Raw genomic sequence first — 22,398 nt, forward strand, 5'->3', positions numbered from 1 at the left:
GTCAGCGCCGGTGCAGGGTCTCCAGGGCGGCGGCCAGCACATGCGGGTCGTGGTGCCCCTTGTACACCGCCGGCGGCCGCCGGTCGAGCCCGAGCAGCTCGGCCACGGCCGTCCAGGCGGTGCGCACGGAGTACTCGACGGTGAAGACGACGTCGTCGGGCACCTCCGCGAACTGCCCGATGAAGGCGAGGTTCACCGACCCCTCGGGCACCACGCGCGGCCGGTCCTCCCGGCGCCGGGCCAGGAACTGGCTGGTGATGTACGGCATCACGCAGGGCACGACCGTGGAGGTCTGCAGGACGCGGGCGGTGAGGGCCTCGTCGAAGTGCAGGTGCCCCAGCACCTCTTCGAGGATCTCCCGGCCCGAGCACATCGTCATCGGCTTGGGCGTGTGGTTGCCGGGCCGGGCGGGGAAGAGGCCGTAGCCCCACCAGACCGAGACGCCCTCGGGCTGGTCCCGGTAGACGGGCTGGCGGTTGGCGACGATGGTCAGCAGCCAGTTCGACTCGGTGAACGTCATCAGCCCGCCCCGGCCCGTCTCCCGGCCGCTGAACCGCGCGAGCGCGTCCAGGAAGGCCGGGTCCTTCGTGGTGACCGTGAAGGACTCCCACCGGGACTCCTTGACCCGCTTGTCGAAGGCGCCCGGATTGCCGAACTCCTCGCGCCCGCGGGCCAGTCGGTGCCACAGCAGCCACGCCTCGGAGCGGCCGCGCGACGGCGGCGGAGGGGAGGTGTGGGTGCCCAGGCTGGAGCCGTCCGTCATGGAGCCGTTGGTGACCAGGACCAGGTCCTCGGGCCTGACGGCGATCTTCTCGTCCCGCCCCCGCCGGTCGAGGTGGATCGACTCCACCGTGCCGCTGTGCAGCCCCGGCGTGAACCCGAGGTCGGTGACCCGGCAGCCGGTGTGCACGACGACCCCGCGGGCGCGCAGCCAGGCCACCAGCGGCCGCACGATCGAGTCGTACTGGTTGTAGCGCGTGCGGTGGATGCCCGACATGGAGGCGAACTCGGGGAAGAGATGGACGAAGCGGCGCAGGTAGCGGCGGAACTCGATCGCGCTGTGCCAGGGCTGGAAGGCGAACGTCGTGCACCACATGAACCAGAAGTTCGTGGTGAAGAAGTGCTCGCCGAAGCAGTCCGTGATCCGCTTGCCGTCCAGGTGGCCCTCGGGGGAGGCCAGACAGCGCACCAGCTCCAGCCGGTCGCGCTCGGAGAACCCCATCGACGTGGTGTCGACGATCTGCCCCTTGCCGTCGACCAGCCGCGCGATGTCGTCCCAGCCGGACTCCTCGTGCCCGGCGAGGATCTCCTGCGTCACCGAGACCGCCGGGTCGTCGAGCGAGGGGATGCCGGAGAGCAGGTCGTAGGTGCAGCGGAACTCGGCCTCGAACATCCGCCCGCCGCGCATGGTGTAGCCGGCCTCCGCCGAACCGCCCGCGTCCAGACTGCCGCCGAGCTGCCGCTGTTCCTCGAAGAGGTGGATGTCCGCCCCCTCGAAGCCGCCCTCGCGGATCAGGAACGCGGCCGCGGCCAGGGCGGCGATCCCCCCGCCCACCAGGTAGGCCCGGGCCATCACGCGGCTCCCTGCTCCTCGACGGTGCCCGGCAGCCACAGGTCGGGGCCGAACACCTCGTAGCGGATCCGGCGGGCGGGGATGCCGGCGTCGAGCAGCTGCCGGCGCGCCTCGCGCATGAAGGGCAGCGGACCGCACAGGAACACCGTGGCGTCGTGCGGGAGTTCCACGCCGGACAGGTCCATCAGGCCATCCCCGGCGTCCGGTTCCTCCGCGCCGGGGCGCTCGTACCAGAACTGGGCGCGGGCGCCTGCGAGTTCGCCGACCAGCGCCCGGGTCTCGGTGCGCAGCGCGTGGTCGGCGGGGGAGCGGTCGGCGTGCAGGACGAGCACCGGACGGGTCGAGGAGGTGGCCGCCAGGTGGGCCAGGATGCCCGTCATCGGGGTGCAGCCGATGCCCGCCGACACCAGCACCAGCGGGCCGGACTCGTGCGCCCTGCCGTCGAGGAAGACGTCACCGAAGGGCGCGGACAGCGTCAGCCGGTCGCCCACCCGGACCTGGCTGTGCAGCAGGTTGGAGACCTCGCCCTGCGGCGCGACGGCCGTGCCGGTGACCCGCTTGACGGTGATGCGGCGCAGCTCCCGGCCCGGGTCCGAGGAGAGCGTGTACTGCCGCAGCTGGTGCACCCCGTCGGGCATCCGCACCCGCACGCTCACGTACTGGCCCGCCCGGGCCCGCGGAGCCGGCCTGCCGTCCGCCGGGCGCAGCAGGAACGACACCGTGTCCGGCGTCTCGGCGCGCCGCTCGACGACCGTCCAGGGCCGCCACACCTCACCGGCCGCCACCCCCGCGTCCTGGTACAGGCGGGCCTCCCGGGCGATCAGCGCGCCCGCCATCAGCCAGTACACCTCGTCCCAGGCGGCCGCCACCTCCGGGGTGACCGCCTCGCCGAGCACCTCGGCTATCGCGCCGAACAGGTACTTGTGGACGATCGTGTACTGGTCGTCGGTGACCCCGACGGCCGCGTGCTTGTGCGCGATCCGCTCCAGCAGCGCGTCCGGCCGCACCTGCGGGTTGTCCAGCAGCGCGGTGGCGAACCCGGCGATCGACCCGGCGAGCGCGCGCCGCTGGGCGCCGCTGGCCTGGTTGCCCCGGTTGAACATCCCGTCGAGCAGCTCCGGGCGGTCGCGGAACATCGCGCCGTAGAAACACGTCGTGATCTCGTCGAGCGTGCCCGCAACGGCGGGCAGCGTGGCACGGACCACGGCGGCGGATTCTGCGGACAGCATGAGGCCTCCCGGGCAGGAACGAGGGGAAGAACGCCGCACCCAAAGCGCGCGGCGGACTTCTGTGTAGCAGTCCCCGCACCCGCTGTCCGCCCTGTTCAGGGGCCCTGGAGCCAAGAGGGGCCGGCCGGCCCGGGGATCGGGGCGCACCGGCCTCGCGGCCCGCCCGGTCCCAGGGCCGACCGGCCCCGCCGAGTCCCCCCTTACGGCCCTACGGCTTGATGCCCACAGCGGTCCACAGGCTGACCTCGGCGTCCGAGGCCACGGGCTCGCTGTCCGGCCGCCAGCGGTGGCCGACGGCCACGCCCGGGTCGAGCAGGTCGAGGCCGTCGAAGAAGCGCGCCACCTCGTCCTTGGAGCGGACCTGGACCTGGGTGCCGGAGTTGATGTAGATCTGGCACAGCTTCTGCCAGGTCTCCGGGTCGAAGTCGGGGGTGCAGTGGCTCAGCGCCAGCGCGCTGCCCGAGGGCAGGGCGTCGAGCAGCCGGGCAACGATGTCGTACGGGCCCCACGCGTCCGGGATGAAGTGCAGCAGGGCGTTGAGGGACAGCGCCACCGGCCGGTTCAGGTCCAGCGCCTCGGACAGCTCCGGGGCGTTCAGGATCGTCTCCGGCTCGGTGAAGTCCGCGTGGATGTACGTCGTGCGGCCCTCCTTCGAGCTGCGCATGAGACGCTCCGCGTACTTGAGCACCAGGGGGTCGTTGTCGGCGTACACCACCTTGGCGTCGGGCACCACGGACTGCGCCACCTGGTGCAGGTTCGGCTCGGTGGGAATGCCGGTGCCGATGTCCAGCCACTGCCGGATGCCGTACTCGCGGGCCAGGACCCGGGTGGCCCGGTGCATGAAGGCCCGGTTCTCCCGGGCGCACGTGAAGATGGCCGGGAACGTGGCGGCGACCTGCTCGCCGGCCCGCTCGTCGACCTCGAAGTGGTCCTTGCCGCCGAGGTAGTAGTCGTACATGCGGGCGGAGTGGGGCTTCGTGGTGTCGATGTCCCGTGAAGCGTGCGAGTTGGTCATCCTGTCCCTTTCGGTGGTCTGCGTGGGGGTGTCGGGCAGGTCGTGGCCAGGTCCGGCCCGGGGCCTTCCCGGTCGGAATCCTGGGTCAGCCGGTGGCGAGGTGGTCGGCGAGGCCGCGCTTGACGCCCGCGACGAACGCGGCGATCTCCTCCGGTGTGTAGATCAGCGCCGGGCCGGCGGGGTCGGTCGACTGCCGCAGCGCCACACGGCCGTCGGCCAGTTGCTTGGTCTGCACGCACTGGCCCCCGTTGGGGCCGCTCCACGGAGACTCCCAGCCCTGCTCGCCGAGGTCGGTGGCGGGCATGCCGTTGTAGACGTGACGACAGTCGATGGTGGTCATGAGTACTCCTTGCGCATGCGGTTCAGGAGTGCCCTGCTGTCCGCGTCCGAGGTCAGCAGGGACATGCGGTTGTGCGCCTCCAGGTGCGCCACGACGTCGGAGCGCTGGTCCAGGTACATCGCGCCGGACAGGACCTCGCTGTAGACGATGTCCGGCAGCTCGGGCTCCTCGAAGCGGAAGTAGGTGAAGGGGGCGCAGGCGCCGACATGGGCGCCCGCGGTGAAGGGCACGACGTCGACGCTGACGTGCTCCAGCTCCGAGACCTCGAGCAACCGCTCGATCTGCTCCCGCATCACCTCGGGGCCGCCCACCACCCGGTGCAGCACGGCCTCCTCCATCACCACCCACAGCGTGGGCGCGTCGGGTCTCTCCAGCAGGCTCTGCCGGCGCAGCCGCAGCTGCACGCGCCGTTCCAGGTCCTGGTCGGTGTCGTCGGGGAAGCCCCCGCTGAGGACCTCGCGCGCGTAGCGGTAGGTCTGCAGCAGTCCCGTCACGTAGTGCGGCTCGTACGTGCGCAGCGTCTTCGCGCCGGTCTCCAGACTCACGTACGGGCCGAACCAGTTGGGCACCACGTCGCGGTAGGTGTGCCACCAGCCGGGCTCGTTGGCGCGCTCCGCGAGGGCGACGAACTCCTCGATCTCCTGCCGGTCGGCCCCGTAGGTCTCCAGCAGCTTCTCGACGTAGAGGGGCTTGAGCGCGACCTCCGCCTTCTCCAGCCGGCGGATGGTCAGGGACTTCACCCGCAGCGCCCGCGCCGCGTCCTCCAACGAGGCGCCCGCCTCCTGCCGGCGCTCCTGCAGCCGCCGGCCGAGAACCATGCGCAGAACGGTGGGGGCACTCGTGGTGCCCGCTGCCGAACGGCCTTCGCTCACGCCCGTACCTCCTGAGGGACTGTCACCCGCATGAGTCTGACAGCGACTTGGCGACGCGACCAGACGGATACCGGCTCGCTGAAATTATCAGGAGGTCGGTTGCAAGTTGAACTTGGGTGCGAGCATAGTTACTTGCGTTATCCGTGTTCCCCGCCAGGCTGCCGCCCGCCCCCCACGGAAGGCCAACTTCGTGTACCCCCACACGGCTTCGCCCCCTCAGCTGTTAAACCTCGACGACCCCGAGCGCGCACACTGGCTCGAACTGCCCGCGCACCGCTCCAGCGTCGCCCTCGCCCGCCGCTCGCTGGGCGCCCGGCTGGCCGGCTGGCGCCTGCCGGCCGACCTGTGCGCGGACGCGGTGCTGCTCGTGTCGGAACTCGCCACCAACGCCGTGCGGCACACGCTCAGCGCGCGGTTCCTGTGCGGCATCGGTCTCGTCGCCGACGGCTGCCTCCGGCTGGAGGTGCACGACCACGACCACACGGGCCGGGAGCTGCCCCGCTGCGAAGCCGGCCCCGACGACGAGGGCGGGCGCGGACTGCTCCTCGTGGAGCACCTCGCGGACGCCTGGGGGGTCGACCGCTCCAACCTCACCGGCGGCAACGCCGTGTGGGCGACCCTGACGGTCTGAGGGGGGTGTCAGTGGCCGGCCGGAGTCAGCTCGGCGAGCAGCAGGGTGCGGTCGTCCGCGCCGGAGGGGGCGCCGAGCAGACTCCGGCACAGCGTGGGCAGCGGGTCGCGCCGGGCGGCGGCCGCGTCCAGCGTGCGGGCGAGCCGGGCGATCTCCTGGTCGATGTCGGCGTCGCGGGACTCCACCAGGCCGTCGCTGTAGAGGACCAGCAGGGACGGCTCCGGCACGCTCAGCACGGTGGGCTCGTAGGCGCCCGTGCCCAGGCCCAGGGGGAGGCCGGCGCCGGCCAGCGCGACGGGTGCGGTCGGGCCGTCCGGGCCGCGCAGCAGCGGGGGAGGGTGGCCGGCGCCGACCAGGGTGCAGGTGCGCTCGCGGGGGTCCCACTCGGCGTAGATGCAGGTCGCGAAGGAGGCGCCGGGGGTGTCGTTGGCGAGCGCGTCGAGCCGTTGCACGAGATCCACGGCCGGGATGTCGAGAGCCGCCAAGGTGCGTACGGCGGTGCGCAGTTGAATCATCGCCACGGCCGACTCCGGGCCGTGCCCCATGGCGTCCCCGACGATCAGGCTGACCCGGTCACCCGGCCGTCTGAGCACGTCGAACCAGTCCCCGCCGATGACGGTGCCCTGTCCGGCGGGCACCGAGCCGTGGGCGATGCGGCAGCCCTCGACCTCCTGCACGCTGCCCGGCAGCAGACTGCCCCGGATGGCCAGCGCCGTGCGGCGCTCGCGCTCGTAGCGCCGGGCGTTGTCGAGCGCGATCGAGGCCCGCGCGGCCAGCGACTCCACCGCCGCCACCTCCGCGGTCGAGAACGGCCCCCGCTCCGGCCCGCGCGAACAGGCGACGAAACCGATCGCGCCCCCGCGCAGCCGCAGCGGCACCACGAGGAACGAGCCCGCCTTCAGCAGCTCCTCGATGCGCGGATCGCCCTTGGCGGAGGCGAGCAGCCGCTCAATGGTGTGCGCGTCGAACGCGTCCAGCAGCTGCGCGTGCCCGTCCATCAGCGCCCGGGCGTACGGCGTCTCGCGTGGGAAGACCATCACCTCGCCCAGCGGCAGCACGGCCTCCCACTCCTCGGGCGCGTCCGTGCCCACGCGCACCGCCAGGCGGCGCGCCTCGATCTGGAACGGATCGGCGGTGACGTACGCCGTCTCCTCGCGGCGCCAGCGCTCCAGCAGGTGGACCGACGCCGCGTCACAGAAGTTGGGCGTCAGGGCGTGCACGACATGGCTGCCGGTCAGCCGGAGATCGAGTTCCGATCCGATGGCGTCGGCGGCGGGCGAGAAGACGGCGCGACGGGGCGGCAGCGGGACGACAGGGGTGGCGTCGGTCCGGCCGCGCGGTTCGTTGCGCAGGGTCCTGGTGCCTTTCCGGGTGGGGGTCCGGGCGCGCACGGCGAGGACAACGGATCACCGCGCATCGTCGGCAACTATATGATGAGGTGTCAAGTCCGCTGGTGGAAAGGGACGTTGTAGTGGCCGACAGCGAGGGCCTGCCGCCCGGAACCGATCCCGACAAAGCGAGCGTCGCGCGGATGTACGACGCGATGCTCGGCGGAGAGCACAACTTCGCCATCGACCGCGAGGCCGTGGCCGCCGTCACCGCCATCGACCCCCAGGTGCGCACGCTCGCCCGGGCCAACCGCGCCTTCCTCGGCAGGGCGGTGCGCTTCCTGGCCGGCGCCGGGGTGCGGCAGTTCGTCGACCTCGGCTCGGGCATCCCGACCCAGGGCAACGTGCACGAGGTGGCCCAGGCGGTGAGCCCCGGGGCCCGGGTGGTCTACGTGGACCGGGACCCGGTGGCCGTGGCCCACAGCGCCGCCCTGCTCGCCGACAACCCGGAGGCGGACATCGTCGACGCCGACATCCGGCGGCCCGAGGAGGTCCTGGCCTCGCCGAAGCTGCGCAAGCTGATCGACTTCGAGGAGCCGGTCGCCGTCCTGATGGTGGCGATCCTGCACTTCGTCACGCCCGAGGAGAACCCGGCCGGCATCGTCGCCGCCTTCCGCGACGCCCTGCCCGACGGCGGCTGGCTGGCGCTGACGCACGCCACGAACGACGACCGCCCGCAGACCGCCGACGCCGTGAGCCGGCTGTACAACGCCCGCTCCACCTCGTCCGTCGCGATCCGCTCCCGCGAGGAGATCCTCGGCTTCTTCGACGGCTTCGACCTGGTGGACCCGGGCCTGGTGCACGTACCGGTGTGGCGCCCGGATCCGGGCGAGACGGTCCCGGACAACCCCTCGGAGTACTGGGTGTACGCGGGAGTGGGCCGGAAGCAGGGCTGAGCCCGGCGGGGGACGCGCCGCCCACGGGCACGCGGCGGACGACCCACGTGCGACCGCGGCCCGGCCCGGCGGGCGTCCCCCTGGCGCGGACACCGGTTCCGGCGGGGGGACGGGGGAACCCCTCGCACAGGCCGTCGTCGGTGTCCGCGCCTGATCCAATGATCATCCGGCGCGGGCGGACCCGGCAGGGCCGAGCGGCCCGGGACCGGGTCCGCCCGGCCCCTTGCAGCATCGGTGTGCTCAGGCCAGCGCGGCCCTGAGGACGTCGAAGGCGGTCTTCGGGTCGGCGAGGGCCTGGTGGATGCCCGGGATCTCCAGGTCCAGGCCGAGCAGGCCGTACACGGCGTGCATGGCGCCGCGCACCGAGTACTCGACGGTGAAGACGACGTCGTCGGGGATCTCCGTGAACTGGCCCAGGAAGGCGAAGTTCGCGGCCCCGCGCGGCAGCACCGGCGGCCGGTCCTGGACGGTGCGCGGGGCGAACTGGCTGGTGATGTACGGCATCATCACCGGGATGACCGTCGTGGTCATCGCCACCCGCTGCTCGATGTCCGACATGCCGAGGTGGCCCAGGAGTTCGGTGAGGATCTCGCGGCCGGTCGCCTCGGCCATCGGCTTCGGGACGAAGTCCCCCTCGGCGTCGACGAACAGACCGTACCCCCACAGCGTGTACACGTCCTCGGGCTGCCCCGCGAAGTGCGGCGGGTGCGGAACGACCACGGACATCAGCCAGTGGGAGTCCTTGAAGGTCATCAGGGCGCCGGTGCCGGGCAGGTTGCCGGACAGCTCCTCGATGCGGTGCAGCAGCAGCGGGCTGCGCATGGTGAGGGTGAACGACTCCCACTTCGCCTCGTCCACGTTGCCGTGGAAGGCGGCGGGCCGGCCGAAGTCCGCTCCCTTGCCGGCGATCGCCTCCCACAACCGCCAGCCCCCGTCACGCCGTTCGCGGACCAGCTCCGGCGGCCGGTCGTCGCTGCCGTAGGCGGCGTCGGCGGTCATCGACCCGAGGGTGAGGAACGCCAGGTCGGCGTCGCCCAGTTCGTACGTGTCCGGCCGGCCGTCCCGCAGGAGGTGCAGCCGCCGCACCCGCCGGGCGCCCCGCCCGTCGGTGTCGAAGTCGGCGTCCACCACCCGCACCCCGTGCTCGAAGCGCACGCCCCGCGCCTCCAGCCAGGCCCGCAGCGGCCGGATGACCGAGTCGTACTGGTTGAGGCGGGTGCGGCGCACCCCCGACAGGGTGTGCATGCGCGGGAACTCCTGTAGGAAGCGCAGGAAGTAGCGCTTGAGCTCGATGGCGCTGTGCCAGTTCTGGAAGGCGAAGGTGGTGCGCCACATCGTCCAGAAGTTCGTCTCGAAGAAGTGCGGCGAGAAGAAGTCCTGGATGCGCCGGGCCCCGATGACCTGCTCGGGCAGCATCAGCAGCCGCGTCAGCTCCAGCCGGTCGCGGGCGTCCAGACCGTAGTCGGAGGCGTCCAGGACCGTCCCGCCCTTGCCGATCAGCCGGGCCTTGGCCTCGGTGGGCCACTTGGCGTTGAACGCGCGGATCTCCTCGCGCACCGACACCGACGCGTCGGTCAGCGTCGGGATCGTCTCCAGCAGGTTCCACAGACAGGTGTACGCCTCCTCCTCCAGCATCCGCCCGCCCCGGGTGACGTAGCCGGCCGGCTCGTCGCGGCCGTCCATGGAGCCGCCGGCCACCGGGAGTTCCTCCAGGACGCGGATGTTCTCGCCGGGCAGGTGGCCGTCGCGGACCAGGAAGGCGGCGGCCGCCAGCGAGGCGATGCCGGAGCCGACGAGGTAGGCGCGGGGGTGCAGCGGAGCGTCTGCCATGACGTCCCTCCGTTTCTCCGCCCGGGTGCGACGGGCGGTGACCGTGGTCGAGCGTGGGTGCCCGTGCCGTCAGCCAAGCCGGGCGACAGGAGGGACGGCAGGGGCCGGATGTCCCGGCCGGCGCGCCGACGGGCCCCGAAGGCCGGGTCAGCGCGGGCGCCGGCCCTCGGCCAGACGGCGCATCCTCTCCCGGTAGGCGTCGGCGTCGATCCCCCCGCGCAGCCGCCGCGCCACCAGCCGCCGCTCGGCCGCCTCCAACGCGGCACGGTGCCGGGCGCCGCGCTGCGCGGCCGGTGACATCAGACGGGCGGTGTCGTACCACGCGCCCGCGAGGATGAGCAGGTGCAGCAGCACGGCCACGGTGACCATCATCCGGCCTCGCTCCCGTCCACGGCCTTGAGGACGGGCAGCTCGGCACAGTCGGTGGGGCGCACCACGTACCGCAGCACGGCCCCGAACAGCCACGGCATGCCCCGGACACCGTCCGCGACGGGCACGAGCCGGGGTGTGCCCAACTCCAGCCACTCGCCCCCCAGCCGCATCCGGCACCGGCCCGCGGCCTCGATGTTCCGCAGCCAGTCCGTCTCCCGCCCGAAGTTCACCCCGACCACGACGGTGTCTCCCGTGCGGAAGGCGCGCAGCGGCGTGTGGCGCACCGCGCCCGTGCGGCGGCCCACGTGTTCGAGGTCGGCGAAGGCGAGGTGACCGGCCGACCGCAGGGCCGTCCGGTTGACGCGGCCGCGCAGCCGGCGGCCGAGCGATCGGGGAAAGGGCACGGGAACCACCGCCCGGGTTGTCGTGACGCCGCCTCGAAGGGGTTCTCCCCCTCGGTCTCGCCGGCTCTCGTCCCCAGTGCAGCGCGGCCGGCGCGGCGCGGCGAGGGACCGTCGGGGGCCGTTCGGGGACGTTCGGCCCTGGGCGCGGACACGGACGGCGCCACGCAGGTGGACATACCCCGGTGGGTACCGGTCCCGGGACCATCGGCCCCTGACCGCGCACCAGCTCCCGCACCACTGTGGAGCCATGGCCACACACATCGTGATTCTCGGCGGCGGAACCGCCGGCACCATGACCGCCAACCGGCTGCGCCGCGCGTACGACGAGAGCGAGCTGCGGATCACGGTCGTCGACCAGGACGACACCCACGTCTACCAACCCGGCCTGCTCTTCGTGCCGTTCGGCCTGGCGCAGCCGCACGCGCTGGTCCGCTCGCGTCCGCACCAGCTCCACCACGGCATCGACTACCGCCGCTGCCGCATCGACCGCGTCGACCTGGACGCGCGGACCGTGCACTTCGCGGTCGGCGGCTGGCTCGCCTACGACGTCCTGGTCGTCGCCACCGGTGCCCGGCTGCTGCCCGAGGAGACCGAGGGCCTCACCGGCCCCGGCTGGGACGAGTCGGTGTTCACCTTCTACGACCTGCCCGGAGCCATCGACCTCCAGCACGCGCTGGAGCACTTCGACGGCGGCCGGGTGGTGATCGACGTCGCGGACCTGCCCGTCAAGTGCCCGGTCGCGCCACTGGAGTTCGCCTTCCTCGCCGACTGGTACTTCCAGCGCTGCGGCATCCGCGACAAGGTCCGGCTGACCCTCGCCACCCCGCTCGACGCCGCCTTCACCCGGCCGGTCGCGGCCCGGACCCTGGGCGGGCTGCTGGAGCGCAAGGGCATCGAGCTGGTCACCGAGTTCACCCTCGGCAGCGTCGACGCCGACCGGCACGGCGGGCGGCTGGTGTCCTACGACGGGCGCGAGGTGCCCTTCGACCTGGCCGTGGTCGTGCCCCTGCACGGCGGCGCCGGGTACGTCGACCGCTCCGCGGGCCTCGGCGACGACCTCGGCTTCGTGCCCGTCGACCCGCACACCCTCCAACTCCCGGGCCGCCCCGAGGTGTTCGCGATCGGAGACGCGGCCGGCCTGCCCGCCTCCAAGGCCGGTTCGGTGGCCCACTTCGAGGGCGAGGTGCTGGTGCGCAACATCGGCCGCCACCTCGCCGGACAGCCCCTGGACGCCTCCTTCGACGGACACGCCAACTGTTTCGTGGAGACCGGCTTCCACAAGGCCCTGCTCATCGACTTCAACTACGACACCGAACCGCTGCCCGGCCACTTCCCCGGCAGCGTCGGCCTGCCGCTGCTGACGGAGTCCCGCGCCAACCACCTCGGCAAGCTCGCCTTCGAGTGGCTGTACTGGCACAGCCTCCTGCCCGGCCGCGACCTGCCCGGCGTCGGCTCGGCGATGCCCGAGCGCGGCAAGCACCCCACCCACGCCTGAAGGAGGCCGCACCATGACCACCGCCGTGTACGACGGCACGCCCGTCCCCGTCGACGAGGAGGGCTTCTTCACCGACCCGGCCCGCTGGAGGGAGGCGATGGCCTCGCAGATCGCCGCGGAGGCCGGCATCGACACGCTGACCGACCGGCACTGGACCGTCATCCGCTTCATGCGCGAGCAGTACGCGGCCAAGGGCACCGGACCCACCGTCCGCGTGCTCGGCAAGACCTCCGGCGTGAGCGTCAAGGAGCTGTACCAGCTCTTCCCCAAGGGACCGGCGAAGACCGCCGCGAAGATCGCCGGCATTCCCAAGCCCCGCGGCTGCATCTGAAGGAGCGCGAGCCGTCATGGCCGACACCGCCACCATCCAGAAGGTCTCGATCATCGTCTCCAAGGGGTCCCTGGAGGGGATCTACCCGGCCCTGATCATGGCCAACGGCGCCCGCGCCGAAGGCATCGAGGCCGATCTGTTCTTCACCTTCTTCGGGCTGGACGCGATCACCAAGAAGCGCTGGGAACACATCAAGCTCGCCACCGTCGGCAACCCCGGCCTGCACCTGCCGACCCTCCTGGGCGGCCTGCCCGGCGTCCCGGACCTGGTGACCCGGTACATGGAACGCAAGATGGAAGGGCTCGACATCCCGCCCATCCCCGAGTTCATCGAGATGATCGCCGACACCGGTGCCGGCATCTACGCCTGCAAGGCCTCCGTCGACCTCTTCGAACTCGCCAAGGACGACCTCGTCGACCAGGTCCAGGGCGTCATCACCGTCGGCGAGTTCTACGCGCACGCGGCCGGCGGGCAGATCATCTTCACCTGAACGCCGTGTGGTTGACCACGGCCGTGCTGTACCAGTCGGTCTTCCGGACCGCGGACCTGCCCCCGGGCGAGCGGTTCGAGGCGTGGACACAGCGGCTGGGCCGCGCCCACGCGCCGATGGAGCCGGCCGGCGACCGCGCCGCGGACCACCGCGGATCCGAGCGCGTCATCCAGCGGGGCGAGGCGACGGTGTGGCCCGCGGTCTCCGACCCCCTCGTCTTCCGCCGCACCCCCAAACCCGTCCGCCGCTCCGATCCCGAGGTCCACCACCTCTCGCTGCTCAGACAGGGCGAGGGAGCCGCCAACTGGCAGCGCTGCCAAGTCGTCTACGGCGCCGACGACATCCACACCAACAGCTGCTCGACGGAGTACGAGATCCGCACCGGCCGCGACCCGTTCGGCATCGTCGGAGTGGAGCTGCCGCGCACGCAGGTGGCCCTGCCCGCGCGGCGGGCCGACGAGGCCGTCGGGCGGGTCGTCTCGGGGCGCGAGGGCGTCGGCGCGCTGCTGGCGCAGTTCCCGATCCAGCCGGCGGCGGACGTCACGCCGTACCGGCCGCAGGACGCGGCCCGGCTGGGGACGGTCCGCCGACCTGGTCACGGCCGTCTTCGCGCACGCCGTGGAGGCCGGCCGGGGTGAGCCTCCCGCCGGAGACCCGGGCCCGCACCCTGACCGTGCGCGTCAAGGCGTACATCCGCCGCCACCTGGCCGACGACGAGCTCACCCCGGCCCGGATCGCCGCCGTCCACCACATCTCCCGCAGCCGGCTGTACCGCCGCTTCCAGGCCGAGGGCGTCACCGTCTCCGCGTACCTCCGCGAGCGGCGGCCGGCGGGCGCCCCGCCGCGACCTCGCCGACCCCGCGCTGCGCGCCACCCCCGGTCCACGCCATCGGCGGCCGATGGGGCTTCCCGCGCGCCGCGGAGTTCACCCGGGCCTTCCGCACGGTCTACGGCGAGCCCTTGGGCGAGTTCCGTGGCCGGTTGGCGAAGTAGTGGACGCTGTGCCAAGCAGCTGTGGACCCGTTGCCAACGACAACCCGGCGCCGCCTGCGCATTCTTGTGATCGCCGCTGGTCACACGCGAGCGGCCGAGGCCGGGCCAGGATCGCCGGGGAGTCCTGGCCCGGCCCCCACGACACGGCTGAACGCCCACAGCTCGGGACTGGGTGCAATCGAGCGGCCGGCACCTCCGTGACCGCCGTCCCGGAAATCCTCGCGCGTGAGGGCGATGGCCTCCGTGTCCACGTCGCTGACCGGGCGCGGTCTGACCCTCACAGGAACGGCGTACCCGGCTCCAGCCCCGACAGGACGCGCCCGTACAGCTCCAGGTTGGTCGTCGGATTGACGAAGGAGTGCAGGTTCAGGGCGTGCAGATCCCGCAGGGCCCGCTGCACGGGGACGTCCCGGTGCAGGGAGGAGGCCCCGGAGGCGGAGGCGAGCAGATCGACGGCCTCCTTGCACAGGCGGGCCGTGTAGCCGCTCTGCGCCCGGATTCTGGCCCGCACCTCCTGCGGGAACGGCCCGCCGGCCTCGATCCGGGCGACGAACTCCCGCGTCAGCCCCTCGGCGCAGGAGATCTTCATCGCCGCCTCGGCAGCCTGTAGATGCGTGACCGCCGCCTCGTGCTGGTGCTCGTGGAAGGTGTACGTGATCCCGCGCCGGTGGATGCGCTCGGTGAACTCCTCCAGCGCCGCCCGCGCCGGGCCGAGCGCGTTGGGCGCCGTCCACGCGCAGAACAGCATCAGCACCGGCATCCGGTAGAAGGGGTCGTCCGCGTTGGCCTTGGAGGGGAACTCCCCGGCCAGCAGCGGCCCCACCGGCAGCACCCGGTGCGCGGGCACGAAGACGTCCCGGGCGACGACACTGTTGCTGCCGCTGCCGGCCAGCCCCGACACGTACCAGTCGTCGAGGATGTCGAGGTCCTTCATGGGCACGGCGGTCCACAGCACCTCGGGCGGTCCGTCGCCGGAGGCGACCCGCGCCGTCAGCAGGTGCCAGTCGGCGTGCCGGCAGCCGGTGGCGAAGCGGCAGGTGCCGCTGACGAGATAGCCGCCGTCGGCCGCGACCGCGGTGGCGTCCGGGATCAGGGTGCCGCCGACGCGCACGTCGGGGCTGGTGAAGATCTCGTCCTGCGCCTCGTCGGGGAAGAGCGCGGCGATGAAGGAGCACCCGGCCTGGATCAGCGTCGCGAAGCCGGTCGAGCCGCACGCCGCGGCGATCTCGCTCAGCGCGTCGACCTGGGTGTGCAGCGCCGTCTGGTAACCGCCGTAGCGGCGCGGGACGTTCATCCGGTGGATGCCCGCCTCGGTCAGCGCCGCGACGACCTCGGCCACCACCTCCCGCTCCTGCTCGGTGCGCAGCGCGTGGGCGCGGACGAAGGGACCCAGCTCCCGTAAGCGGTCGACGAGATCCACATCGGTGGGCGGTGCTGACGACGCAGCCATGACGACCTCCGGTCACGACGGGTCCTCACCGTCACGCGGATCGCATGCCATGTCAACACCGCCCGGGGCGCCAGCAGTTGACGGCGCCGGCGGTTCAGGAGCGCCCCCGTCGGCGCCGTACCAGGTCGGCCGCCGCCCCCGCCCAGTCCGGCCGCCCGAACTCGAAGCCCGCCTCCAGCAGCCGGCCGGGCACCACCCGACGGCTCTTGAGCAGCAGTTCGGTGTCCGAGCGCAGGACGAAGGCGCCCAGCTCGGCCATCCACCGCGTCGCGGGCAGACCTGCCGGAACGCCCCAGGCCGCCCGCAGCCGTCGCATGAACACGCGCTGCGGCAGCGGGCCGGGCGCGGCGAGATTGACCGGTCCGGCGAGGTCCTCCCGCTCGATCAGGAACCGGACCGCGTCCGCGAAGTCGGCGTCGTGGATCCAGGACACGTACTGCCCGCCGCCCGCGACCGGACCGCCCAAGCCCAGGCGCGCCAGCCACGACAGGTAGTCGAAGACGCCCCCGCGGTCCGGACTCATCACCATGGCGGACCGCAGGGCCACCTTGCGGGTGTGCGGGGTGTCCGCCTTCTCCTGCTCCGCCTCCCAGTTCCGGGCGATCTCGACGCTGTAGGACCAGTAACCGGGCACCCCGGGCTCGTCGCCCCCGATCACGCCGGTGGCCTCGTCGTTGGGGGCGTCGAAGCGGTGGGCGTAGAGGGTGGCGGTGCTCATCTGCAGCCAGACGCGCGGCGGCCGGGCCGCCGCCGCGATCGCCTCGCCCACGACCCGGGCCGAGTGCACACGCGAGTCCATCATCGCCCGCAGGTTGTCCGGGGTGTAGCGGCAACTGACGCTGCGCCCGGCCAGGTTGATCACCACGTCGCTGCCGTCGACCACCTCCGCCCAGGCGCCCAGGCGCCCGCCGTCCCAGGCGATCTCGCCCGGCCGTGCCGGCCGTCTGCTCAGCACCACGACCTCGTGGCCGGCAGCGGCCAGCGCGCGCCGGAGCACCGTTCCCACCTGCCCGCTGCCCCCGGGAATCACGACCTTCATCGCGGCAGCCCCCCTTTCGGCTCGGGGCCACCCTACCGCGAAGTTGAACGCGTTCAAAAACAGTGGGGGGCGTGGTCCTAGGGGTGCGTCGGCGGGTGGTACGGCCTGGGCAGCCGCATCCCGCGGTCGGCCATGATCTGGCGTACGTGGTTGGGGTAGTTGGTGATGATGCCGTCGACGCCCATGTCCATCAGCGCCTCGACGGTGGCCGGGTCGTCGCAGGTCCACGGCACCACCTTCAGTCCCCTGGCGTGCGCCTCCTGGACCATCGCCCGGTCCGAGTAGAACCGGAAGCCGGGATCGCCGACCTTGCCGGCCTGCGGGAAGCCGTAGTTGGGGGAGAGCGCCCTGACGCCGGGGATGGTGGCGGCCGCCCTGACGAAGTCGCCGCCGTAGTCGTCGGCGTCGATCCCGCCCAGCCACGGGGAGGCGCCGGGCTGGCCGACCTGCAGGAAGTCGTAGTTGGTGAGGGCGACCAGCGGCCACTTCGGTGCCAGCCGGTGCATCACCTTCAGCGCCCCCCAGTCGAAGGACTCGATGGTGACCTGGTCCTCGATGCCGGAGCGGTGGATCTCCTCGTAGACGCGGCGCACGAACAGCTCGCGCGGCGCCGTCTGTTCGGGGGCGCCCGCCTCGACCTTCGTCTCGATGTTCAGCTTCAGCTGCCGGGCGTGATAGCTCTTGACCAGGTTCAGCACGTCCTTGAGCTCCACCATCCGGAAGCCGTGCACCACCTCCTGCTCGGGGAAGCCCGGCAGCTGCTGGTAGCCGCAGTCCATGGTCTTGATCTGGGCGAGCGTCAGATCCTTGATGTACTTGCCGACGTACGGGTACATCGGATCGCCCGGGGTGACCGGGCCGGTGTCCCTGCACTTGACGGAGCTGATCTGGCGGTCGTGGTTGACGACGACCTTCTCGTCCTTGGTGATCTGCGTGTCCAGTTCCAGCGTGGACACCCCGAGCCGCATCGCCTTGCCGAAGCCCTCCAGCGACTCCTCGGTGGTCATGCCGATGCCGCCGCGGTGGGCCTGGAGGTCGAAGCGGGCCTGGTGCGCCGGGACGCCGAAACCGGCGCCGGCCGCCGCGTGGGCCGTCGCCGGGAAGGCGAGCAGTGAAGCCAGCGTCAGGCCGGCGAGGGCATGTCTTGCGGACATAGGAACCTCACTCGTGTCGGATCGGACCGGCTCCCGACGCTAGTCCGGCCGGGCCCGCGCTCAACCGCCGCGACCTGACGGCGCCGTGAATGGTCCGAGAACGCCCCGGCGGTCGGCCGGAACGATTCGGTTGGTCCCGCCTGCGTCGTTCCGCTGCGAGTGGCACTCTTGACAACGTGCGTACTGTTTCGCGACGTTTGAGCCGCCGGGGGGTAGGTACATGGGTCGGCGGAACGCGGAAGCGGCGGGTGCACGAGCCGGGTCGGCAGGCGCGGACCGGCTCATACTGGAAAGACGTGGCAGGACGCGGACAGCGCGTCACGGGGGGAGCGGTCACTGATGGACGTCACGATCCACAGAGTCGACGAGCTGAGCCAGTCCCTGCGTGAGGCGTGGCACGCGGCGATGGACGCGTCGCCCGAGTACGCCAACCCCTTCCTGTCACCGGAGTTCGCCACCGGCGTGGGCCGGCACCGCGGCCGGGTGCGGGTGGCGGTCCTGCGCGAGCGCGGCGAACCCGTCGGCTTCCTCCCCTACGAGCGGAACGCCCTCGGCGTCGGCCGGGCCGTCGGCCTCGGCCTCTCCGACTGCCAGGCCCTGGTGCACCGGCCCGGCGTCACCTGGGACACGCAGGAACTGCTGCGCGCCTGCCGCCTGTCCGTCTTCGAGTTCGATCATCTCGTCCAGGAGCAGAGGCCGTTCGGCAGATACGTCACCGGCACCTTCGCCTCCCCGGTGATCGACCTCAAGCCCGGCGACGGCGACTACGCCGAGTGGCTGCGCGGCGCCTACCCGGGCCTCGCCAAGACGACCCTGAAGAAGGAACGCCGCCTGGGGCGCAACGTGGGCGAGATGCGCTTCGTCTACGACGAACGCGACCCCCGGGTGCTGCGCCAGCTCATGCGGTGGAAGTCCGCCCAGTACCGCAGGACGGGACGTATGGACCGGTTCTCGCGGCCGTGGATCGTCGCCCTGGTCGACCACCTCTTCCACGTCCGCGAGGAGCACTTCACCGGCGTGCTGTCGGTGGTGTACGCGGGCGACCGGCCGGTGGCCGCGCACTTCGGGCCGCGGTCGAGCACGGTGTTCGCGGCCTGGTTCACCGCCTACGACCCCGAGTTCCGCTACTACTCGCCCGGCCTGATGATGCACCTGCGGATGGCCGAGGCCGCGAGCCGGGACGGCGTGACGCTGATGGACTTCGGCCGCGGCGACAAGGAGTACAAGGACTGGCTCAAGACCCGGGACCTGCGCGTCGGCGAGGGCTTCGCCACCCGCCCGCACCCGGTGGCCGCGGCACACCGGCTGTGGCGCCGGCCGGTGCGGGGCCTGCGCAACACCGTCCTGGCCCACCAGAGGCTGCGCGACCCGGCCGACGCGCTGCTGAAGACCATCGGCTCGCTGCGCACGGGAGACCGGGCACGCTGATCGTCATAGCGGGCCGTACGTCCACCGCCCGCCCGTCATCGTCGCGTACACCGGCATCTGGCGCAGCGTCCGCGCGTCGGCCACCGCCGGATCCACGTCCACGACCACCAGGTCGGCCACGTCCCCGGCCCGCACCCGCGTACGCCCTCGCGCCGACGCGGCCAGCGCCGCGCGCACCGGCACACGCTGCTCGGGATGCCAGGGGGGCCGCTCGTCGCCGGTGCGGTGGACGGCCGCGGCGATGCCGAGCCACGGATCGAGCGGGGAGACGGGCGCGTCGGAGCCGAACTCCAGCCGGGCACCGGCCGCCAGCAGATCGGCGTAGGGGTAGGCCCGCCCGGTGCGTCCGGCCCAGTGGCGGTCGGCCACGTCCCGGTCGTCGACGGCGTGCGCGGGCTGCACACTCGCCGTGACGCCCAGCCGCGCGAACCGCGGCACGTCGCCGGCGGTGAGCAGCTGGGCGTGCTCGATCCGCCCACCGCAGGCGGCCTCCTCGAAGGCGTCGAGGGCCAGCGTGTTGGCCCGGTCGCCGATCGCGTGCACGGCGGCCTCGACGCCGTGCGCCGCCGCATGCCGTATCAGCCGGACCAGTTCGGCGTACGACGTCTCCTCGACGCCGTACGCCCGTGCCGTGCCCTCCAGTCCCGGATACGGGTCGCGGCACAGCGCGGTGCGCGTGTTGAGGGAGCCGTCGGTGAACAGCTTGAGCGGGCCGACCCGCACCATGCCGTCCGTGCCCGGCACCACGTCCCCGGTCCTCAGCCCGCGCCCGATCACCTCCGCCAGCCCGGCCGGGTACACGGCCGCCCGCACCCGCACCGGGAGCGGCTCACGCGCGGCCCGCCGCGTCCACTCGGCGATGTTGTCGGCGAAGTGGAAGTCGACCACGCCCGTCACGCCCCGCCCGGCCGCGTCCCGGCAGGCGTCGGCCACCCGGCGGTCCAGGGCCCCGGCGGGCGCCTCGGGCAGCGCGCCGATCACCTCGAAGCACGCGTGCTCCCGCAGCACCCCCGTCGGATGCCCGGCCCGCCCCACCAGCGCAAGACACGCCGAGTTCAGCCACACGGCGTGCAGATCCGCGCTGATCAGCGCGACGGGCCGATCCGGACAGACCGAGTCGAGCAGCGACCGGTCCGGCGCATCGGGCCACAGCCCGTCCCGGAAGCCCTGTCCGACCAGCACCTCACCCGTGCCCGCCCCGCCCGCCCACCGCCTCACGGCGTCGGCGACGGCCCGGGCGGAGCGGAACCCCGCCAGATCCATCCGTCCCCCGTTGCCGGCCCACTGCGCGACATGCGCGTGGGCGTCCCACAGCCCCGGCAGGACGGTGCGCCCCTTCAGGTCGAGCGCCGGAGGTCCGAGGTCGCCGTCTCCCACGGCGGTGATCCGGCCCCCGGCGACCCGCACCGAGCCGAGCGGACCGCCCGGTCCCAGACGCACGTGGCGGAGCGTCACCGCCGGCGACGGCTCAGCCAAGCGCCTTGTCCAGGTTGAACGCCGCGCTGATGAGGGCGAGATGGGTGAACGCCTGGGGAAAGTTGCCCTGTTGCTCGCCGGTGTGGCTGATCTCCTCGGCGTACAGGCCGAGATGGTTGGCGTACGTGAGCATCTTCTCGAAGGCCAGGCGGGCCTCGTCGATGCGGCCGGCGTGCACCATCGCCTCGACGTACCAGAAGGAGCAGATGGAGAACGTGCCCTCGTCGCCGCGCAGTCCGTCGGGGCTGGCCAGGGGGTCGTAGCGGTAGACCAGGGAGTCGGAGACCAGGTCGTGGGTGAGCGCGTCCAGCGTGGACAGCCACTTGGGGTCGGTGGGGGCGATGAACTTCGTCAGCGGCATCATCAGCACCGCCGCGTCCAGCACGTCGCCGCCCTCGTACTGGACGAAGGCCTGCCGCTTCTCCGACCAGCCCTTGGTCATGATCCGCCGGTAGATCGTGTCCCGCACCCCGCGCCAGCGCACCTGGTCGGCGGGGAGCCCGCGCCGGTTGGCCATGCGGATGGCCCGCTCGATCGCCACCCAGCACATCAGCCGCGAGTACAGGAAGGTCTTGCGGCCGCCGCGGGTCTCCCAGATGCCCTCGTCCGGCTGGTCCCAGTTGTCGCACACCCAGTCGACCAGCGCGCAGACGTCGTCCCACTGGGAGCTGGAGATGGGCTTGGCCCACTTGTCGTAGAGGTAGATCGAGTCGATGAGCGCGCCGTAGATGTCGAGCTGGAGCTGCTCGGCGGCGGCGTTGCCGATCCGCACCGGCGCGGAGCCCTGATGCCCTTCCAGGTGGTCGAGTTCGAGCTCGGTGAGGTCGGTGCGGCCGTCGATGCCGTACATGATCTGCAGCGGTCCCGAGGGGTTGCCGTCGCCCGGGCTGACGTGCCGGGTCACGAAGTCCATGAACGCCTCGGCCTCACCGGTGAACCCGAGCCGCAGCAGCGCGTAGACGCAGAAGGCGGCGTCGCGCACCCACACGTAGCGGTAGTCCCAGTTGCGCTCGCCGCCCAGCTGCTCGGGCAGGCTCGTCGTCGGCGCGGCCACGATCGCGCCGGTGGGGGCGTAGGTGAGCAGCTTCAGGGTGAGCGCGGAGCGGTGCACCATCTCCCGCCAGCGGCCCCGGTACTTGGACTGCGACAGCCAGCGCCGCCAGTACGCCACCGTGGAGTTGAACTGCTCCTCCGCCTCCAGCCGGGCGCACCGGCGCGGTTCGACGCTCCCGCCGACCTGGTCCAGCGCGAACACCGCGGTCTCACCCTCGGAGAGCTTGAAGTCCGCCCGCGCGTCCGGGCCGTCGACCTCCAGCGGCACGGTCGCGGTCAGCGCTATCGACAGGTCGGAGGTCTGGAAGACGGCCGCCCCGCCGATCATGCGCACGGTGTGCGGCCGGGTGCCGTAGTCGAAGCGCGGCGCGACCCGGGTACGGAACGGGATCGAGCCGCGCACGCACACCACGCGCCGGATCAGCCGGTGCCGCTCGGACTCGACCGACTCGCCGCTCAGCGGCATGAAGTCCTGCACCTCGCCCACGCCGTCCTCGGTGAAGAAGCGGGTGATCAGGACGTTGGTGTCCGGGAAGTAGAACTGCTTGGTCTTGGCCGGCACGGTCGCCGCGAGCTCGAAGCGGCCGCCGCGCTCCGCGTCCAGGATGGAGGCGAAGATGCTCGGCGCGTCGAAGGCCGGGCAGCAGTACCAGTCGATCGTGCCGTCGGTGCCCACCAGGGCCACGCTGCGCAGATCGCCGATCAGCCCGTGCTCGGCGATCGGCAGATACCGGGCCGCGGCCCCGGACGCTTCCCCGTCGAACGCTTCCGTGCCCATCGCAGCCTCCCAGCCCCGACCCGCATCCCCCGTATCCGCTCCAGCTTAGGGCGAATCACCAGCCACGGCTCGGGGGTCGGAGATGTGATCAGGCGCACTCCGCTCCCCGCCCACACGGCGTGTCCGGATGCCGTAGGACGCGACGGGCGGGCCCGGGAGGT

General features: G+C 72.4%; 21 protein-coding genes. 7 read left to right on the forward strand and 14 right to left on the reverse strand.

Translation table 11 applies throughout. The annotated features are described in order from the left end of the window. Window position 1: 1 nt before the first annotated feature. From ACYF6T_RS04630 to ACYF6T_RS04650, 5 genes are all read right to left on the reverse strand, one after another. Window positions 2–1,573, reverse strand: a complete 1,572-nt coding sequence (locus ACYF6T_RS04630; RefSeq protein WP_461693600.1) for an oleate hydratase — start codon at window positions 1,571–1,573, stop codon at window positions 2–4. Continuing rightward, window positions 1,573–2,802, reverse strand: coding sequence for a globin domain-containing protein (locus ACYF6T_RS04635; protein ID WP_461693601.1), 1,230 nt, complete (start codon window positions 2,800–2,802; stop codon window positions 1,573–1,575). The genes ACYF6T_RS04630 and ACYF6T_RS04635 overlap by 1 nt, the downstream gene beginning before the upstream one ends. Before the next feature lie 208 nt (window positions 2,803–3,010). After that, window positions 3,011–3,817, reverse strand: a complete 807-nt coding sequence (locus tag ACYF6T_RS04640; protein ID WP_461693602.1) for an SAM-dependent methyltransferase — start codon at window positions 3,815–3,817, stop codon at window positions 3,011–3,013. A gap of 85 nt (window positions 3,818–3,902) precedes the next feature. Then, window positions 3,903–4,157, reverse strand: a complete 255-nt coding sequence (locus tag ACYF6T_RS04645; RefSeq protein WP_461693604.1) for a DUF397 domain-containing protein — start codon at window positions 4,155–4,157, stop codon at window positions 3,903–3,905. After that, window positions 4,154–5,029: a helix-turn-helix domain-containing protein gene (locus tag ACYF6T_RS04650; protein ID WP_461693605.1), complete on the reverse strand. Its 876-nt coding sequence runs from the start codon at window positions 5,027–5,029 to the stop codon at window positions 4,154–4,156. The genes ACYF6T_RS04645 and ACYF6T_RS04650 overlap by 4 nt, the downstream gene beginning before the upstream one ends. Before the next feature lie 190 nt (window positions 5,030–5,219). Between ACYF6T_RS04650 and ACYF6T_RS04655 the strand changes: the two genes are divergently transcribed. Then, window positions 5,220–5,660 carry an ATP-binding protein gene (locus ACYF6T_RS04655; RefSeq protein ID WP_461693607.1) on the forward strand — a complete coding sequence of 147 codons (441 nt, stop codon included), beginning with the start codon at window positions 5,220–5,222 and terminating at the stop codon, window positions 5,658–5,660. Between the two features lie 8 nt (window positions 5,661–5,668). Here the strand turns inward: ACYF6T_RS04655 and ACYF6T_RS04660 are convergent, their stop codons facing one another. Continuing rightward, window positions 5,669–7,051 carry a PP2C family protein-serine/threonine phosphatase gene (locus tag ACYF6T_RS04660; protein WP_461693608.1) on the reverse strand — a complete coding sequence of 461 codons (1,383 nt, stop codon included), beginning with the start codon at window positions 7,049–7,051 and terminating at the stop codon, window positions 5,669–5,671. A gap of 80 nt (window positions 7,052–7,131) precedes the next feature. Here ACYF6T_RS04660 and ACYF6T_RS04665 point away from each other — a divergent pair, with 80 nt between their 5' ends. Beyond that, window positions 7,132–7,944, forward strand: a complete 813-nt coding sequence (locus ACYF6T_RS04665) for an SAM-dependent methyltransferase (RefSeq protein WP_461693609.1) — start codon at window positions 7,132–7,134, stop codon at window positions 7,942–7,944. Between the two features lie 240 nt (window positions 7,945–8,184). On the opposite strand, the gene ACYF6T_RS04670 is transcribed toward ACYF6T_RS04665, so the two are convergent. The 3 genes from ACYF6T_RS04670 to ACYF6T_RS04680 form a co-directional block, all read right to left on the reverse strand. Beyond that, entirely contained in the window at window positions 8,185–9,774 is a 1,590-nt protein-coding gene (locus ACYF6T_RS04670; RefSeq protein WP_461693610.1) for an oleate hydratase, read from the reverse strand. A gap of 147 nt (window positions 9,775–9,921) precedes the next feature. Beyond that, window positions 9,922–10,146, reverse strand: coding sequence for a hypothetical protein (locus ACYF6T_RS04675; protein WP_461693611.1), 225 nt, complete (start codon window positions 10,144–10,146; stop codon window positions 9,922–9,924). Continuing rightward, a complete protein-coding gene (locus ACYF6T_RS04680; protein ID WP_461693613.1) occupies window positions 10,143–10,550 on the reverse strand; it encodes a nitroreductase family deazaflavin-dependent oxidoreductase in 408 nt (135 codons plus the stop codon). Before ACYF6T_RS04680 ends, ACYF6T_RS04675 begins: the two co-directional genes overlap by 4 nt. A 247-nt stretch (window positions 10,551–10,797) precedes the next feature. Here ACYF6T_RS04680 and sqr point away from each other — a divergent pair, with 247 nt between their 5' ends. From sqr to ACYF6T_RS04700, 4 genes are read left to right on the forward strand one after another with little or no spacing between them, the layout of a single operon-like run. Further along, the gene (gene sqr / locus ACYF6T_RS04685; RefSeq protein WP_461693614.1) at window positions 10,798–12,045 is read left to right on the forward strand and encodes a type III sulfide quinone reductase, selenoprotein subtype; all 1,248 of its coding nucleotides are present in this window, start codon (window positions 10,798–10,800) and stop codon (window positions 12,043–12,045) included. A gap of 13 nt (window positions 12,046–12,058) precedes the next feature. After that, on the forward strand, window positions 12,059–12,376 hold the full coding sequence (locus tag ACYF6T_RS04690; protein WP_461693616.1) for a TusE/DsrC/DsvC family sulfur relay protein: 318 nt from the start codon (window positions 12,059–12,061) through the stop codon (window positions 12,374–12,376). A gap of 16 nt (window positions 12,377–12,392) precedes the next feature. Further along, the gene (locus ACYF6T_RS04695; protein ID WP_461693618.1) at window positions 12,393–12,866 is read left to right on the forward strand and encodes a DsrE/DsrF/DrsH-like family protein; all 474 of its coding nucleotides are present in this window, start codon (window positions 12,393–12,395) and stop codon (window positions 12,864–12,866) included. A gap of 5 nt (window positions 12,867–12,871) precedes the next feature. After that, a complete protein-coding gene (locus tag ACYF6T_RS04700; RefSeq protein ID WP_461693619.1) occupies window positions 12,872–13,504 on the forward strand; it encodes a hypothetical protein in 633 nt (210 codons plus the stop codon). Window positions 13,505–14,136: 632 nt separating this feature from the next. Here ACYF6T_RS04700 and ACYF6T_RS04705 read toward each other — a convergent pair. From ACYF6T_RS04705 to ACYF6T_RS04715, 3 genes are all read right to left on the reverse strand, one after another. Next, entirely contained in the window at window positions 14,137–15,309 is a 1,173-nt protein-coding gene (locus ACYF6T_RS04705; RefSeq protein ID WP_461693620.1) for an acyl-CoA dehydrogenase family protein, read from the reverse strand. 94 nt (window positions 15,310–15,403) lie between these two features. Then, window positions 15,404–16,348: an epimerase gene (locus tag ACYF6T_RS04710; protein WP_461693621.1), complete on the reverse strand. Its 945-nt coding sequence runs from the start codon at window positions 16,346–16,348 to the stop codon at window positions 15,404–15,406. 77 nt (window positions 16,349–16,425) lie between these two features. Beyond that, window positions 16,426–17,502 (reverse strand): glycerophosphodiester phosphodiesterase family protein, encoded by a 1,077-nt coding sequence (locus ACYF6T_RS04715; protein WP_461693623.1) that lies wholly within the window; start codon window positions 17,500–17,502, stop codon window positions 16,426–16,428. Between the two features lie 339 nt (window positions 17,503–17,841). Here ACYF6T_RS04715 and ACYF6T_RS04720 point away from each other — a divergent pair, with 339 nt between their 5' ends. Continuing rightward, a complete protein-coding gene (locus ACYF6T_RS04720; protein ID WP_461693625.1) occupies window positions 17,842–18,930 on the forward strand; it encodes a GNAT family N-acetyltransferase in 1,089 nt (362 codons plus the stop codon). Between the two features lie 3 nt (window positions 18,931–18,933). Here the strand turns inward: ACYF6T_RS04720 and ACYF6T_RS04725 are convergent, their stop codons facing one another. Together ACYF6T_RS04725 and ACYF6T_RS04730 are read right to left on the reverse strand one after the other, a co-directional pair. Beyond that, window positions 18,934–20,370 (reverse strand): amidohydrolase, encoded by a 1,437-nt coding sequence (locus ACYF6T_RS04725; protein WP_461693626.1) that lies wholly within the window; start codon window positions 20,368–20,370, stop codon window positions 18,934–18,936. A 28-nt stretch (window positions 20,371–20,398) separates the two neighbouring features. Next, window positions 20,399–22,237: a glycoside hydrolase family 15 protein gene (locus ACYF6T_RS04730; protein ID WP_461693627.1), complete on the reverse strand. Its 1,839-nt coding sequence runs from the start codon at window positions 22,235–22,237 to the stop codon at window positions 20,399–20,401. Between the last annotated feature and the right edge of the window lie 161 nt (window positions 22,238–22,398).

The organism is Streptomyces sp. 7R007, from assembly GCF_054850255.1.